This window comes from Psychrobacter sp. APC 3279, assembly GCF_030407795.1.
Classification (GTDB): Bacteria; Pseudomonadota; Gammaproteobacteria; order Pseudomonadales; family Moraxellaceae; genus Psychrobacter.
This window is the reverse complement of sequence record NZ_JASDCR010000007.1, coordinates 138,379-153,869: the sequence shown is the minus strand read 5'-3', so window position 1 is coordinate 153,869 and position 15,491 is coordinate 138,379. Positions and strand designations below refer to the sequence as shown.

The following is a 15,491-nucleotide window of genomic DNA, read 5'->3' as shown; positions in this document are numbered from 1 at the left end:
GCTTGCTGCTGTTCTCGCGGTAGAACCGGCAACAAATAACTCGATTAGTCTGCTTTGTTTATACCAACTTAGTTTACTCTTTCTCATAGTGCTATCCTAAATAATTTTACTTATCTAGGACAGCCCCTAAAATAATTATCATGGTGAAAACTCAGTCCATACTGATAGGATTCATAGTATCTTAACGCTAGCGTCTTTTATATGTTAGGTTAGTTTTAAACGAAGATATAAAGTAAAAAAATAATAGATAACACGACGTACGACTAAAAGGCTCCTTATGCGCTCTCAATCTCTTTTGAATTTATTGGTGATCAATGATGATCAGCTCTACGCTGAACGTCTTGTACAGTTATTGAGTCCTTATTATGATAGTGTAAATTTAGGGTTTTTGGACGATAAAGAAGAGCTATTGAAACTTCTGCGCCAACCGTGGGATGTACTGGTATTTGGCAAAGCTTATAATATGAGCTTTACCGATGTGGTAAGCATTGTACAAGAGCAAAATATCGATCTGCCGATGATCTGTTTAATGAATGAAGAGGTAGCGTCAACTGCCTACAATGAGTATGAGCTACCGACTATTATTAGTGGCACGATGGTCAAAGCGCTTGAAATGGATCAAGAAATGCCAGTCGTAATGGCTATTTGTCTGCAGCATAGTAGTTTGCGCAGTCGCCGTGAGCTAAAAACCTTACGTCAAGTGCTTTCTGAAGCAGAACAACGTGCCAATGTGTTGATTAAGAACTCTAAGAGCGCGGTCGCTTATATAGACGAAGGTATTCATATATTTGCTAATGAGCCCTATCTTCAGCTATTCGGCTTTAAATCGATGAATGAAGTGGTAGGCGTGCCTATTATTGACTTGATTTCAGGTAGAGATAGTGTCCAAGGATTTAAACAGTTTTTACGTCAGTTTGACAAAGGCAGTCGCCAAGACGTTGAGTTTAATTTTGAAAGTGTACGGACAGATGGTAGTACTTTTGAAGCAAAGCTACAACTAGCATCAGCCACGTTAGAGGGCGAGCCAGTCATTCAGATTATTATTCAGCAGAATAGTAATAATAGTGCGGAGGTTGCTAAGCGTTTAGCTGAAGCTGAACGTAAAGATAATTTAACGGGCCTAGATAATCGTCGCGGTTTTGAAGATCAGATGATAGCGATACATCAGCAGGCGTCCCAAGGACTAATAACAGCAGCCCTGCTATATGTGCAGGTTGATAATGTAGGAAAAATAAGAAGTAGTTTGGGTCTACAAGGAATAGATGCAACGGTCAAACAAGTTGCCCACACGTTGACTGAGCTAGTACCTGATGGGCATGTAAGCCGTTTCAGCGATACCGCATTCACGATATTAGTAAAAAACAAGACGACGAATGATCTTGAAGAACTTGCTGCGCATATCGGTTCGTCTATAAAGGGTATGTTTATTGAAGTTGATAAACGTACAACGAATACAACAGTTAGCATTGCTATTGTCAAAATCGAAAAAAATACGGTAGAGCCTGTCATCATATTAGAACGCGCCATGGATGCTATCAGCCAAATCATGGTAGAGACTTCTAATAGTGGTGGGTCTTACCGTATATATGACCCAAGCGAACATGCCAATAGCGATGATCATGCACTTGCTGAGTCATTAGTGGATGCCATTACTAATAACCGCTTTGAGCTATCATTTCAGCCGATATACGACATCAACAACGATCGTAGCGACTTTTTTGAAGTGTATCTGCGGTTACCGCTGTCAGATGCTGACAATACGGTATTAACCCCTGATCAATTTATGGCGGTGGCTAAAAAACATCAACTGTTAGAAAAGATTGATCGATGGGTGCTTATCAATGCCTGTAAGAAAATCAATGACGTCCGTAAGGTTCATCCTGAAGCCAGATTGTTAGTACAATTAACTAATGCTTCACTGGTTGATAAAAAACTGCCGATTGTCGCCAGTCAATTGATAAAAGCGGTAGGCGGCGCAGCTGGTGTATTGACACTACAGTTCAATGAAATAGATATCTCTGATCACTTAACCGTCGCCAAATCTCAATTTTCCGCACTCAGCGATGTTAGCTGTCAACTAGGTATTAATAATTTTGGCTCTTCTGTCAAATCTATTGAAATTGCCAATTTTGTCCAGCCTGATATGGTACGCTTGGCGCGCAGTTATATCCAAGATATTGGTTCAGCAGAAAATCTAGAAACGGTTAAATCTCTTATTGCGCGTACTAATGATATCAAGGTTGATGTGCTCATGCCTTATATCGAAGATGCAGCAACGATGTCGGTCGCTTGGAGTGTGGGCGCGCGCTATTTGCAAGGGTATTATTTAGAAGAGCCTAGTAGCACAATAAAGGTAGCGAGTTAAAAGGCCAATACATCATATCGTTTATGTTATGGCGATGATATTCCTCAACCAAAGATTGCTAAAAATGTCCCTTATCAATAGATATCAAATGAGCAGCCTTTTGGCTGCTGTTCTGTTGCTCACAGCTTGTGAGAAAACACCACCTGACCACCGTGCTCCTGTGACTCTACCCTTATATACTGACGGCGATGCAGACAACGGCTCGATAATTTATAAAGATGCCTGTGGTCAATGTCACCAACGTAATGCGGGCCTGAATAAGAAAGGCCCACAATTAATGAATATATATGGTGCGCCGGCTGCCGAGTTAAAAGATTATACCTACAGCAAAGGACTAGAAGATTCAGGTTGGGTGTGGGACGCAGAGACACTCGATCCATATATTGCAGATGCCCAAAAAGCCATGCCAGACTCCAAAATGCTGTCTGACCCGATGCCAGATGCGAAAGAGCGTGCCGATATCATTGCTTATTTATCTACGCTCCGTGCTGCTGCACCAACCGCTACAGATGATATAAACTGACATCTGACTTATCATCGTTATGACCCAAAAAATGAGCCAATAACCTACTATGACCCATGCAGCTAACGATAGATCATTATCCACCTCTGAAAAAACAGCGAATCCGCTCAGCCAGTCCATACCTAGTACGGCTGATTTTCAACGCAATCAGCAGCAAATTGCACAGCTGTTAGCGCAATTAAATCAGATTGTATTGGACAAACCGCAAGCAGTTAGGCTAGCACTCAGTTGTATCTTAGCAGGCGGTCATTTGTTGTTACAGGACTTGCCCGGTATGGGTAAGACGACTTTGGCACAGGGCTTGGCACAGTTGTTAGGTTTGAGTTTTAGCCGAGTGCAATTTACCAATGATATGTTGCCTGCTGATATTTTAGGTATGAGCATCTATGACCAAAGTAAACAGCAATTTGAGTTTCGTCCGGGTCCTATCTTTACTCAGTTATTACTTGCTGATGAAATCAACCGTTCCAGTCCCAAAACGCAGAGTGCGCTACTTGAAGCGATGGAGGAGCGACAAGTCACGCAAGATGGCCAGACGTATCCTTTGCCGCAACCGTTCTTTGTCATTGCCACTCAAAATCCATTGCAACAAGCAGGTGTCTATCCGCTCCCAGAGTCGCAGTTAGACAGATTTTTATTATGCTTATCGTTGGGTTATCCATCGCCTACCGCAGAGCGTGAGCTGCTAAAAGGTAAAGATCGTCGCGAGCTACTCAAAGACTTGAATACGGTACTTGATACTGAAGCTGTACTATTGGCTCAGCAGGGTGTTAGGCAGGTTTATGTGGCAGATACTGTATTGGATTACTTGCAAAGACTGGTTGCAAAAACTCGCGCAAGCCAGGAGTATCATGGCTTATCACCTCGCGGCGTATTGTCGCTACAACGTGCTGCCCAAGCGCATGCCTATGTATCGGGATATATGGAAGTGACCCCTGAAGATATCCAAGCGGTGTTTGCTGCGGTTACTGATCATCGCCTCGGTCAGCGTTTCGTACCCGCGCATGTGACTGGTGGACAAGCGACAAAAACCATCGCCCAACGTATCCTAGCAGAAGTATTAGTCGTCGCTTAGCAGCTGATATGCTGTTTGACCGTATTGATTAACTGCATCGGTGAAATGTAGTTCTACACATAGTCAAATCTATATAACTTAGAGAAAATATCAAAGTCACTCAGTTCACTATTTACGGTATTTTCACCCGCTTTTCTTGTATTCAAATTGTCCTGAATCAACTGTATCGTTCTATTCGTGAGTTTGTTTGTCAGTCAGATACAAATACTGACAGCATTGTTATTTAGATGGTAATAATAGGGTAGTCATGAGCTTGTTGCCAAAGGCCTTAACCGCACCAATAAAATCAGCTCTGAGCCGCTGGTTTGCCGCGCGTGCACCTAAGAGTGATAGTGCTACGCTTAATTTGCGTAATGTCTATATTTTCTTTAGTCGTGAAGGGATGCTATTCGCCGTATTGTTAGTAATTACCTTTATCGCGGGTATCAATTATGGCAACAATTTGGTGCTTGGTTTGTGCTTTTATCTGGTCAGTATTTGGTTAATTAGTTTTCATGTTACTTTTGCTCATATATCTGGTCTGCAAGTGCGTCTGCTAGAAGTCACTATGACAGAAGCTGGCTTGCCTGTTTGGGTTACACTACAGTTGAATAGTGATAGTCGCCAACCACGGCGTCAGTTGCTATTTGAATTTGAGCAGATAACCAATAAGAAAACCAAAAATGGCACAAACACGCAAAGCTCAATACTCATCACGCGATTACAAGGTGAGCAAGTCGTTCGACTGCCTGTCCAGACCTACAACCGTGGTCAGCTTGAACTACCGCGGTTAAAAATAAAAACAGTTTATCCATTAGGTATTATGCGTGCATGGTCTTATGTCTACTTTGCGCGTACAGCTTGGGTATATCCAAAACCTGAAGTTTTTGACTGGCAAGCAAAATATGCAATTGCAAGCTTAGAGGATTTACCAACAGGTGGGCAGTATAGACAGGGTCAGGACGACTTTGAGCGATTAGATAACTATGTCGAGGGTGAGTCATTGGCCCGAGTCTCTTGGGGGCATGTGGCGCGGGGACAAGGTATGCTAACCAAGCACTTCGCTGATCCGGTTGGTCATGAGCAAATGCTTGATTATGCAGATATGCCAGCTGCACATCACGAGCACAAACTTGCACAATTGGCTTATGGCGCATTGACGCTAGGTCAGCTAGGCGTGCCGTTTCAAATGCGTTTACCTAGTGATACTCCTTCTACTGCGGAGATGGGTAACGGGGAATCCTTTGCGCAAGCATGCTTGCTAAGGCTTGCGAAAGCACCATGATCAACTCTATACGCTCATCTTCTGCTGATGTTGATACACTGTCCACTGAGTATTCTGCGGTCGATGCTACAAAAACGGCCAGCTTTGAGCAGTTGGCGTTAGGTCAAAAAGTCTCAATTCGACCTGAGCGAAATGACGCTAAATGGTATCGTAAGTTATTTGCACTGCCAGCTTATTATTGGGTATTAATTGCCCAAGTCGTCGTTGTGTTACCGCATGCCGCACATTTACCATTATGGCTGATAGGATTTGCCGCCGTCAGTATCGTCGCTCAACTGCCTCATATCAAAGCTAAATTCAAAAAACTATCGCACCTAAAGCGTATTTATCAAAGTATGCAAATGCTAGGATTTTTGTTGGGGCTATTAGGTCTATGGCTAACCTACAATACAGCATTTGGGCTTGATATGGGTGTGGCATTTTTGGTGTTATGCCTAGTTAGTAAGCTATGGGAGCTGTATAAGCGCCGCGATGCCTATGTGATATTGAATTTATCATTATTCGTGCTTGCGGCATTATTTTTGATGGACCAAGGTTTACTGACTACTTTAGAAGTGATCGTTGGCGCAGTCATTGTATTGCTAGCATTTATTGCGCTTAATGATGATAGCAATGCGAGCGGTGATGGACGCTTGCGTACATTGGGCGTGTTAGGTGTTGGCGCATTGCCATTATTGGTGGTGCTATTTCTGTTTTTTCCGAGACTGCCACCACTGTGGTCCGTACAGCTCTCAGGTCAGCAAGCAACCACAGGTGTCTCTGATAGTATGTCTCCTGGTGACTTTGCTAATTTAGGACAGTCAACTGAGCTGGCCTTTCGGGTAGAGTTTGCTGATGAGCGTCCACCGCAACAGCAGATGTATTGGCGCGGTTTGGTATTTAGTGATTTCGATGGTGTCACATGGCGACCGGCTTCCCAAAAGGATCAATGGTCATCGAGATTGCAAGCACCTGCATGGATTCAGAACGCCTTTGCTACTGTACCTGATGAATCAAGGGCGGCACCTGTCAATTACAAGGTTATCTTAGAACCCACTCAGCAAAATTGGCTATTTGGTCTTGATTATCCGTTCTCTGAGCAGCCAGATATCAATACTACCTCTGAATTTACCTTATCAAAGGGTCAACCTGTTACGCAGCAGCTTCGCTATGATGTGTTGCAGTTTGCACAGATGCGTATTGATCCGGTTCTGACAGAGGCATCAAGACGTGAGAACCTTGCCTTGCCTAATGAAGGTAACCCTCAATCGCGCGCGCTGGCTAAGCAATTATTTAAGCAGTCAGGTTCAGACCCTGTGCGCTACATAGCGGCTATCGAGCAATGGATCAATCGAACAGAGTTTCGCTATACGTTGTCGCCACCACGGCTCAATACCAATCGGATTGATGAATTTTTATTTGAAACCAAAGCAGGGTTTTGTGAGCATTATTCGTCAAGCTTTACCTTTATGCTACGCGCCGCTGGTATTCCTGCACGAGTAGTAGCGGGCTATCAAGGCGGTGAGCCGAGTCGCAATGGTAACATATGGGAAGTGCGGCAAATGGATGCGCATGCATGGACTGAGGTTTGGCTTGAGGGTCAAGGCTGGGTACGTGTGGATCCGACAGCCTTTGTGGCGCCTGAGCGAGTAGAGCAAGGTATGAATACGATGACCCAGCAGCAAGGGGCGGCTATGTTTGGCAATGGCGCCAGTGCACAAATCAGCTATCAGCAGTATCAAATGCTGCAAACGCTACGCCGCCTATCAGACCAAGCGAGCTACTACTGGCAAAAAGACATAGTCGGCTATGACCAAGACAAACAGGCCGACTCGCTACTCAAATGGTTCAATATCAGCTCAATCATGCAGCAAATCATTTGGTTAGCCACCAGTGCAGTTTCCGTTATGGCTATCTTAATATTTGTCATTTGGTATCGCCGCCGCAAACGTTGGCATCCAGCAGACCTGCCTCTTGCTCAGCTCTCAAAACGTGTTGCCAAACACGACAAATTATTAGCCCGCAATGATAACGAAGGTCAGCTAGCTTGGTTGGAACGTTTGGCATCGGCTATTGATAGCCGTCAGGGTGACAATGCCCAATCTGCTACGAGTCAGCTAACAGATAGTAGTGACCCAATCGTTATTCAGACAAAGCTTATTGAAGTTAGACAAAACTACCGTCAGTTACGCTATGGACGACTGAGTACATTTGATAGCAGTCATAGCGAGTATCAAGAACGACTCAAACAACTTAAAAAAGACGTACGTGCATTGTTATAAAGATTTTGGGTGATAGTACTATTAAGTTACTAAGGTATTTTGAGCTAATTAAAAAACAGATAAGCGAATTAGTGGATAAGTAGATAGGTGGTTAGATGGCAATATATGTAGATTTTGTGCAGATAAAATTCAAAGGCCATAAGTGGTGTCATATGCTGGCGGATAGCTTGCAAGAGCTGCATGATTTTGCAGCATTTATTGATGTGGATGCGCGACTATTTCATCGTAATGCCAGCTATCCTCATTATGATATCACGGTTCAAATGCGTGAAATCGCTATTGCACAAGGTGCTATTCCTGCCGATAGAAAAAAGATTATCGAATGCGCAAAGAAATTAAAAGTAGAGTTGAATGACCAGATAGAGCAAACTAGTCATTCTTGATATGAGGGATTTTTAAGTAAATAAGTAATATTTCCACCGCACATTTCACTTATTTACTAAACTATATATTTATTCAACTATATCGAGCACATTATTTTGCCGTTGCTGCAGTACTGATAGTGTTAAGTGCTTTTGAGATATTAGCAATCTCGGTATCACAACCTTTGATATTGTGGCGTGTCTTGAGGTAGTCAGGGTTATTGTATGACAGCCATACTTTTTTATCAGCATCTTCGCTAATTAAGATTTTCTGCGGCAAATCAATGGCAACGGTTTGTTCACAGTTCATTAATGGCGTACCTGCTTTAGGGTTACCAAACATAATGACTTGCGTTGGCCTCAATGATAAGTCGGCACTCTGTGCATTTTTCTGATGGTCGACTCGTGCAAATACTTTCATACCTTTGCTTTCGATAACTGAGACCAGCTTGTCTGCGGTATCTTTGACGGAGTGATTGCTCTGTAAAGTTACCAAGCCTTTTTCGGCATTGATAGAGGTAGTAGTGTCTGTCATAGCACCAGTGCTCTTGGTTTTATCTAGCAGCGTATCGATACTGGCACAAGAGGAAACGGCCACTGCTAGTGCAGCGATAGAGACGATTTTAATCATAATGACACCTTTAAGTTGTCTGTAGTATGGTTAGTCCTAACTATAATGAGCAACATCGAATATTCATTGTGCGTAATCAGGTTTGTGATTGCAATACGTCTTAACAGAACGTTAAACCAAATGTTCTGCTAGATAATCTACGAGCAGTCTAATCTTTGGTGATAAATGACGGTTATGTGGATAAATGGCCCAAATGCTTTCTTCGGGCTCTCTATAGTCATCAAGTAAACTGACCAACTCGCCAGACGCTAAATACTTTTGCACATAGTAATCAGGCAGCTGTACGATACCTAACCCTTTTAGTGCAGCATCGACCAGACTATAGCCGCTGTTATATTGCACCGTACCAGAGACACGCAGGTTCCTTTCTACGCTCGTTTGTTGGTTGTTCGTCTTACTATGAGCATCCCTGTTCTCTTGTACTTTAGCAGTATCTATAAAGTGCCAGTAGTCACGAGTACCCAATAGGCAGTTATGTTGACTTAAATCACTTAGATGGTGTGGTACGCCGTGTTTTTTTAGATAAGAGGGTGCCGCGCAGACAAAGTTAGTACGCAGGCTAAGTTTCTTTGCCATCATCGTCGAGTCATGCAATTTGCCAATACGAATGGCCAAATCATAACCCCCTTCAATCAAATCAATTTTCTGATTACTCAAAAAGGCAGTCACTTCGATATCGTGATATTGCATCATAAAATTATTGATAAGTGGTAATAACTGCTGCTCACCATAAGTAACGGGCGCTGTTAGTTTTATTCTGCCTTGAGGCTTTGATTGTAAGTTGCTTACGGCTTGCTCAGCGGCATCCAAGCCATCGAGCACACTGCGGCAGTGCTGATAGAATACGCGGCCTTCTTCGGTTAATGAGACCTTGCGTGTGGTTCGATATAGCAGCTTTATATTTAAGCGTTTCTCTAACGCGCTGATCTGACGGCTGATTTGTGCCGTCGAGATACCCAGCTCTTTTGCACCACGCGTAAAACTCTCATATTCTGCGACATAGACAAACTCGCTAATCCCTTCCCAGTGCATGATTATTACCAATATGTAAAAGATATTTGCAAATATAGCATATTGTTATCCGCTCAGAAACAAATATAATGGTTAGTATCAATGTAAATAGATGGTGTTTTACTGTCATCGATGCTTGCCTAGAGAGGGCAGGCAAGATAAGCTCAGTCTATCTTTATTTGTTTTAACTGTGGATATAGTGAACGCCAAAATCCATAAAGTGTGTTAGCAAGTTATTAGAATTGTTTGTGCTTATAGCGAAACTTTCATGTCGTCATCCATAAATAACAATCAATTAAAAAAGAGAGATTCTTATGTCAGATAAATTTATTAAATCAAAAGCCGCCATCGCGTGGGGTCCAAAGCAGCCACTATCTATCGAAGAAGTGGACGTCATGCTACCGCGCAAAGGCGAAGTATTGGTAAAAATCGTTGCTAGTGGTGTTTGTCACACAGATGCTTTTACCTTATCTGGTGAAGATCCAGAAGGCGTGTTCCCTGCGATCTTGGGTCATGAAGGCGGCGGTATCGTTGAGCAAGTTGGCGAAGGCGTGACCAGCGTTCAGGTCGGTGACCATGTCATTCCGTTATACACGGCAGAATGCGGCGTCTGTAAAATGTGCCGCTCAGGAAAAACCAATCTTTGCTCGGCAGTACGCGAGACTCAAGGTAAGGGCTTGATGCCAGATGGCACCACACGTTTTTATAAAGACGGCGAGCCTATCTACCATTATATGGGTTGCTCAACTTTCTCTGAGTACACGGTTTTACCAGAGATTTCTTTGGCTAAAGTTAATAAAGAAGCGCCATTAGAAGAAGTTTGCTTGCTTGGTTGCGGCGTGACTACTGGCATGGGTGCGGTCATGAATACTGCAAAAGTTGAAGAGGGCGCTACAGTAGCTATCTTTGGACTGGGCGGTATTGGACTGTCAGCAGTGATTGGTGCTGCCATGGCAAAAGCCAGCCGTATTATCGCGATTGATATCAATGAAAGCAAGTTTGAGTTAGCCAAAAAGCTAGGGGCAACTGACTGTATTAACCCAAAAGATTATGACAAGCCGATTCAAGAAGTTATCGTTGAGCTAACTGATGGCGGTGTTGATTATTCGTTTGAATGTATCGGTAATGTCGATGTTATGCGTTCAGCGCTAGAGTGCTGCCATAAAGGTTGGGGCGAGTCGGTCATCATCGGTGTGGCTGGCGCTGGACAAGAAATCTCAACCCGTCCATTCCAGTTAGTGACTGGTCGAGTCTGGAAGGGCTCAGCATTTGGCGGGGTAAAAGGTCGCACAGAACTACCAGGTTATGTCGAGCGCTATCTAGCGGGTGAGATTCCTTTACAGGACTTCATCACTCATACTATGCCGATAGAAGACGTCAACGAAGCGTTTGACTTGATGCACAAAGGCGAAAGTATCCGTACGGTTGTACATTTTTCAGAGTAATTAGCAACAATATTACTGTTTTAGAAATGCTTTATTAAAAATAAAAAGGCTGCTTCAATATTGAGGCAGCCTTTTTTAATGTTATTTGCACACATAGCTTAAAGGTTAAATGTATCAAGCACTTTTTTTGCTAATGATTAGATCCGCTAGTGTCGATAAATCTGATGCGGTCAAATTAGGAACTGGTACATTGGGCGCGTTCAGCATAGCATTATAGGGACGGGTCAAAAATGCACCGCGACAACCTGCTGCCTGCGCGCCTATGGTATCCCAGAGATGACAGGCGACAAGGCATAAATCTGACGTATCAACGGCTAGCGTATCAGCCACCAGTTGATAAGCATCAGGTGCTGGCTTGAACTTGCCAACAGTCTCAATACTAAAGTGCTGCTCAAAGAATTGGCTGAGACCTGCTTTTTCTAATGGCGTTGGGGACGCACTGCTTGCTGAATTGGTCAGCGTGACCAGTCGAAACCCTGCATCGCGCAAACGAGTCAGTGCTGGTGCAGCATCAGGATGCGCCGGCAACGCGCTCATTCTTTCTTTGAGCTCATTGATATCGTCGTCTGTCAAAGTCACTTGTCTGATATCAGCAACCATTCGCAACGCCCCAACGCCAAGCTCACCAAAAGGTGTATAGAGGTCAGACAATGTCATAGTCTGCGAGTACAGTATCAGTTGAGCGAACCATTCTCTTAGTACTCTTTGCTTACCAAAGACGCGCGTGAATAAAGGCGTTAGCGTGTCGATATCGAGCAATGTTTCATTGACGTCAAACACAATAATCAAGGGAAAGCGTTCAGAAGACATAAAGCATCCTTTTATAGAATGACATTTTTATAACGTCGTATGGTTTACTCAGTCATGTTGGCCAATTGCTCTAAAATACTGATGTAGTTCTCGACCCCTTGAGCACCGCTGACCAGATGACGCTCATTAAAGATAATCGCTGGTACACTTTGGATGCCTTGCTGTTGCCAATGCTGCTCTTCTGCTCGTACTTCTTTCGCAAAAAATTGACCTTCCAACACTGCCAACGACTCACTACGATCAAGCCCAGTCTCTGCTGCAATATCGGCAAGCACATTGATATCTGAGATCTCTCTGTTATTGGTGAAATGCGCGGCAAACAAGGCTTGCTTTAGCTCATGCATGCGGCCTTGTTGATCAGCGAAATGTAGCAGCTGATGCAAGTTAAAGGTGTTGTGCATACGTGTGTCATCATTGAAATTAAATTCAAAGCCAACTTCCTGTCCAGCTTCAGTCATTCTGATTCGGCTAGCATCTGATTCTTGCTTAGTAGAGCCATACTTCTCGATGATGTGCTCACGTAGATTTTGACCTTCGCTTGGCATATTTGGGTTTAGCTCAAACGGATGCCAGTGGATAGTGTGAGCGGTATTGGTTTGCTCAAGTGCTGCTGCCAATTGGCGATAACCGATAACGCACCAAGGGCAGACGACGTCTGAGACGATATCTATTCGGAGTGGTTTTTCTGATGTGCTCATATTTCCTCGCGGGTATTATTATGTATGTTTTATTTGAGATGTATAGATAGAGGCATATCAGTTGGAATCAAGCAGATTTACCTAGTTATCAGACAACTATAACTAGTTACCATATATCAAGTCAGTTCATACTAAGAGAATGACTAAGTGATTACAATGTAGTCTGCGCAGTCGGCGTCGCCAATTCGGTAGCGTAATTGTAACCATTACTAATAAGAAAGTAGGCGTTTTTGCAATACGCTGACTCAGTCATAACAAAACCTACGAATACTTAACCAAGCAGGCATGGTCATAAAATAGCTTTTTATTTAAAGTGGCTTCGTTGAAATGATAATTGAAAAAGAAAAATTCTAAGCAAGAATAAAAATTAATATCAATAATGGAGTCACAGATGAAAAATATCACTGAAGCAATGAACTGGCGCTACAGCACAAAAGAGTTTGATACCAATAAGAAAATCTCAGCAGAAGATTTCCAAAGTCTAAAAGATATTTTGCGCCTAAGTCCTTCGAGTACGAATATTCAGCCTTGGCATTTTGTCATTGCTGATGATGAAGCTGGTAAAGCCCGAATCGCGAAAGGTACTGAAGGCATGTACGAGTTCAACGATGCCAAAGTAAAAGGTGCCTCGCACGTCATTGTATTCTGTAGCCGTGTCTATGCAGATGATGAGTTTTTGGATGAGATACTAGAAAAAGAAGAGGCAGATGGTCGTTTCGCAGAGCCAAAATTTAAAGAGCAAATGCATCAGACGCGTAAAATGTTTTTAGACATTCGTCGTTATGAGCAAAAGGACGAACCACATTGGTTGATAGAGCAGTTGTATCTTAATATGGGCGCTCTACTACTAGGAGCGGCAACCTTAGGTATTGATGCGGTTCCGATGGAAGGGGCAGACTTAAAGGCACTTGATGAAGAGTTTGATTTACGTAGTAAAGGCTACACTGCTGTGGCGGTCGTATCGCTTGGTTATCGTAGTAAAGATGACTTTAACGCTGAGCTGCCAAAATCACGTTTTGATGAAGAAACGATTATCACGAAAGCCTAGCCATTTATTATCTAAGCAAAGAACATTTTTAATAGACATATTTACTAAATACTATATGTAAAAAGTCTATTTAAGAGCCACATAAACTGACTGTTTATGGGGCTTTTTTTATCGAGATTTACTTTGAAATAACGTTAAAAACTGAGGATGAAAAATATACCACCTATTAGCAGCGCTAACATTTCGATACTCTCGCAGATTAGAAACTACACTGGAATCCCTACAAAGTAAAAACAAAACAACTGTTTTCATACGTCATAATAAATTTATTGACGCTGTCATTTTGAAGCGTATTTCACCATTCCATTATATTCATCTGCCAGCGAGAAGCCAGCATGTCTACTTTGACCTTAACAATCAATAAGCAAGATTATCAGCTCGAGAATCTTGACGCCCGTACGACACTGCTCGACGTCTGTCGTCAGCACCTACAAATTACTGGACCCAAAAAAGGCTGCGACCACGGTCAATGCGGAGCATGTACCATGCTCATCAATGGACGACGGGTTAACTCTTGTCTGACACTCGCCGTTATGCATGATGGTGATGACATTACAACGATCGAAGGCATTGGAATGCCAGAGTCATTATCGGCATTGCAGCAAGCATTTAAGGATAATGACGCTTTTCAGTGCGGATATTGCACGCCTGGTCAGATTTGCTCAGCGACCGCATTGATAGAAGAAGTGAAACAAAATTGGCCAAGCCATGTGAGCACCGACTTAAAAAATCCTGATGGTCGCCTTGTACAAGAAATTGCTGAGCGCATGAGCGGTAATATCTGCCGCTGCTCAGCCTATCCAAATATCATTAAAGCCATTTCACAAGTGCTTGAGAGCCAGGTTTCAGAGAGTCAAGTATCAGAATCTAGTACTCAAACAACAGGCAACGTAGTGCAAAACTCAAGCGTAACAGGTATCTGGTCACCGCCACCGAGCGAGGCGCAACTTGGTAAGACCTCAGCGAATAACAAGACAGCAACTGCTACAACAGGAGGTCGCTCATGAAACGCTTTGAATATAGTCGTGCTGATGTACCAGAGCAAGCGGCAATATCTGCCAGTACCAAAGATGCGTCTTTTATCGCAGGTGGTACCAACTTATTAGACTTAATGAAGCTAGAGATTGAGACGCCAATTAAATTGGTCGATATTACCCGTTTAGAATTAGAGCAAGTTGAAACCACTGCCGACGGTGGTTTGCGTATCGGTACGCTTGTGACCAATAGCGACTTGGCAGCGCATCCTGAAGTCATTGCCAATTATCCAGTATTGTCCAGAGCGATTTTGGCAGGAGCGACTGGCCAGCTGCGTAATAAAGCAACGACTGGCGGTAATTTCTTACAGCGCACCCGTTGTTATTATTTTTATCAGACAGACAGCGCCTGCAACAAGCGTGAACCGGGCACAGGTTGTCCAGCTATCAATGGCGAGAACCGTACGCTGGCTATTTTAGGTACGAGCGATGCCTGTATTGCGCAGCATCCATCTGATATGGCGGTAGCAATGCGCTTGCTAGATGCCACTATCGAGACAGTCAAAGCTGACGGATCGACTCGTTCTATCAATGTGAAAGACTTGTATTGCTTACCAAAAGATACGCCGCATATCGAAAACGTATTAGAGGCAGGCGAGTTAATTACTCATGTTGTATTACCTGCGCCTATCAAGGGTATGCACACCTATGACAAAGTGCGCGATCGCGCCTCTTATGCATTTGCGCTTGTGTCCTGTGCCGCAGTGATAGACGCTGAGGATAGTGGCAATCTAAAGACGGTACGATTGGCATTTGGTGGTATTGGTACTGAGCCATGGCGTAACGAAGCGGTTGAGGCACTGTTGACGGATACCGATGGCAATAATGACGTTATTGCGCAAGCCGCCGATCTGCTATTGAATGATGCCAAAGGTAATGGTCAAAATGACTTTAAGATACCGTTGACGCGTCGCCTACTAAAACAAGTCATTCAGCGCGCATTAGCGGGCGAGGGAGCATAATC

The 15,491-nt window shown here is 43.5% G+C and carries 14 protein-coding genes and 1 pseudogene; 10 read left to right on the top strand and 5 right to left on the bottom strand.

The genetic code is table 11. The features are described from left to right. Positions 1–87, bottom strand: a pseudogene (locus QL898_RS05370) (IS1595 family transposase); the annotation flags it as partial. A gap of 190 nt (positions 88–277) precedes the next feature. Between QL898_RS05370 and QL898_RS05365 the strand changes: the two are divergent. The 6 genes from QL898_RS05365 to QL898_RS05340 all read left to right on the top strand — a co-directional run bounded on the left by QL898_RS05365 (position 278) and on the right by QL898_RS05340 (position 7,871). Beyond that, a complete protein-coding gene (locus tag QL898_RS05365; protein ID WP_290176059.1) occupies positions 278–2,365 on the top strand; it encodes a GGDEF domain-containing phosphodiesterase in 2,088 nt (695 codons plus the stop codon). A gap of 64 nt (positions 2,366–2,429) precedes the next feature. Next, the gene (locus QL898_RS05360) at positions 2,430–2,888 is read left to right on the top strand and encodes a c-type cytochrome (RefSeq protein WP_290176058.1); all 459 of its coding nucleotides are present in this window, start codon (positions 2,430–2,432) and stop codon (positions 2,886–2,888) included. A 49-nt stretch (positions 2,889–2,937) separates the two neighbouring features. Further along, positions 2,938–3,963 (top strand): MoxR family ATPase, encoded by a 1,026-nt coding sequence (locus QL898_RS05355; protein WP_290176057.1) that lies wholly within the window; start codon positions 2,938–2,940, stop codon positions 3,961–3,963. 247 nt (positions 3,964–4,210) lie between these two features. Beyond that, positions 4,211–5,227, top strand: coding sequence for a DUF58 domain-containing protein (locus tag QL898_RS05350; RefSeq protein ID WP_290176056.1), 1,017 nt, complete (start codon positions 4,211–4,213; stop codon positions 5,225–5,227). After that, positions 5,224–7,488: a DUF3488 and transglutaminase-like domain-containing protein gene (locus QL898_RS05345; RefSeq protein ID WP_290176055.1), complete on the top strand. Its 2,265-nt coding sequence runs from the start codon at positions 5,224–5,226 to the stop codon at positions 7,486–7,488. The genes QL898_RS05350 and QL898_RS05345 overlap by 4 nt, the downstream gene beginning before the upstream one ends. Positions 7,489–7,583: 95 nt before the next feature. After that, positions 7,584–7,871 carry a DUF4031 domain-containing protein gene (locus tag QL898_RS05340; RefSeq protein WP_290176054.1) on the top strand — a complete coding sequence of 96 codons (288 nt, stop codon included), beginning with the start codon at positions 7,584–7,586 and terminating at the stop codon, positions 7,869–7,871. Positions 7,872–7,962: 91 nt separating this feature from the next. Here QL898_RS05340 and QL898_RS05335 read toward each other — a convergent pair whose 3' ends face one another. Further along, complete coding sequence (locus QL898_RS05335; RefSeq protein WP_290176053.1) at positions 7,963–8,481, bottom strand: DUF302 domain-containing protein; 519 nt, start codon at positions 8,479–8,481, stop codon at positions 7,963–7,965. A 111-nt stretch (positions 8,482–8,592) separates the two neighbouring features. Continuing rightward, a complete protein-coding gene (locus QL898_RS05330) occupies positions 8,593–9,513 on the bottom strand; it encodes a LysR family transcriptional regulator (protein WP_290176052.1) in 921 nt (306 codons plus the stop codon). A gap of 293 nt (positions 9,514–9,806) precedes the next feature. On the opposite strand from QL898_RS05330, the gene QL898_RS05325 reads away from it, so the two are divergent. After that, positions 9,807–10,937: an S-(hydroxymethyl)glutathione dehydrogenase/class III alcohol dehydrogenase gene (locus QL898_RS05325; RefSeq protein ID WP_057761290.1), complete on the top strand. Its 1,131-nt coding sequence runs from the start codon at positions 9,807–9,809 to the stop codon at positions 10,935–10,937. 114 nt (positions 10,938–11,051) lie between these two features. Here the strand turns inward: QL898_RS05325 and QL898_RS05320 are convergent, their stop codons facing one another. Both QL898_RS05320 and QL898_RS05315 read right to left on the bottom strand, forming a co-directional pair. Beyond that, entirely contained in the window at positions 11,052–11,747 is a 696-nt protein-coding gene (locus tag QL898_RS05320) for a haloacid dehalogenase type II (protein WP_290176051.1), read from the bottom strand. Positions 11,748–11,791: 44 nt separating this feature from the next. Next, on the bottom strand, positions 11,792–12,445 hold the full coding sequence (locus QL898_RS05315) for a DsbA family oxidoreductase (RefSeq protein ID WP_290176050.1): 654 nt from the start codon (positions 12,443–12,445) through the stop codon (positions 11,792–11,794). A gap of 391 nt (positions 12,446–12,836) precedes the next feature. Here QL898_RS05315 and nfsB point away from each other — a divergent pair, with 391 nt between their 5' ends. The 3 genes from nfsB (at position 12,837) to QL898_RS05300 (ending at position 15,489) form a co-directional block, all read left to right on the top strand. Then, a complete protein-coding gene (nfsB, locus tag QL898_RS05310; protein WP_290176049.1) occupies positions 12,837–13,493 on the top strand; it encodes an oxygen-insensitive NAD(P)H nitroreductase in 657 nt (218 codons plus the stop codon). A 335-nt stretch (positions 13,494–13,828) separates the two neighbouring features. Further along, positions 13,829–14,500: a 2Fe-2S iron-sulfur cluster-binding protein gene (locus QL898_RS05305; protein ID WP_290176048.1), complete on the top strand. Its 672-nt coding sequence runs from the start codon at positions 13,829–13,831 to the stop codon at positions 14,498–14,500. Then, entirely contained in the window at positions 14,497–15,489 is a 993-nt protein-coding gene (locus tag QL898_RS05300) for a xanthine dehydrogenase family protein subunit M (RefSeq protein ID WP_290176047.1), read from the top strand. Before QL898_RS05305 ends, QL898_RS05300 begins: the two co-directional genes overlap by 4 nt. Positions 15,490–15,491 lie beyond the last annotated feature (2 nt).

Coding starts and splice junctions, on each gene's coding strand:
- QL898_RS05365 (WP_290176059.1), top strand. CDS start 278: ATGCGCTCTCAATCTCTTTTGAATTTATTGGTGATCAATGATGATCAG.
- QL898_RS05360 (WP_290176058.1), top strand. CDS start 2,430: ATGTCCCTTATCAATAGATATCAAATGAGCAGCCTTTTGGCTGCTGTT.
- QL898_RS05355 (WP_290176057.1), top strand. CDS start 2,938: ATGACCCATGCAGCTAACGATAGATCATTATCCACCTCTGAAAAAACA.
- QL898_RS05350 (WP_290176056.1), top strand. CDS start 4,211: ATGAGCTTGTTGCCAAAGGCCTTAACCGCACCAATAAAATCAGCTCTG.
- QL898_RS05345 (WP_290176055.1), top strand. CDS start 5,224: ATGATCAACTCTATACGCTCATCTTCTGCTGATGTTGATACACTGTCC.
- QL898_RS05340 (WP_290176054.1), top strand. CDS start 7,584: ATGGCAATATATGTAGATTTTGTGCAGATAAAATTCAAAGGCCATAAG.
- QL898_RS05335 (WP_290176053.1), bottom strand. CDS start 8,481: ATGATTAAAATCGTCTCTATCGCTGCACTAGCAGTGGCCGTTTCCTCT.
- QL898_RS05330 (WP_290176052.1), bottom strand. CDS start 9,513: ATGCACTGGGAAGGGATTAGCGAGTTTGTCTATGTCGCAGAATATGAG.
- QL898_RS05325 (WP_057761290.1), top strand. CDS start 9,807: ATGTCAGATAAATTTATTAAATCAAAAGCCGCCATCGCGTGGGGTCCA.
- QL898_RS05320 (WP_290176051.1), bottom strand. CDS start 11,747: ATGTCTTCTGAACGCTTTCCCTTGATTATTGTGTTTGACGTCAATGAA.
- QL898_RS05315 (WP_290176050.1), bottom strand. CDS start 12,445: ATGAGCACATCAGAAAAACCACTCCGAATAGATATCGTCTCAGACGTC.
- nfsB (WP_290176049.1), top strand. CDS start 12,837: ATGAAAAATATCACTGAAGCAATGAACTGGCGCTACAGCACAAAAGAG.
- QL898_RS05305 (WP_290176048.1), top strand. CDS start 13,829: ATGTCTACTTTGACCTTAACAATCAATAAGCAAGATTATCAGCTCGAG.
- QL898_RS05300 (WP_290176047.1), top strand. CDS start 14,497: ATGAAACGCTTTGAATATAGTCGTGCTGATGTACCAGAGCAAGCGGCA.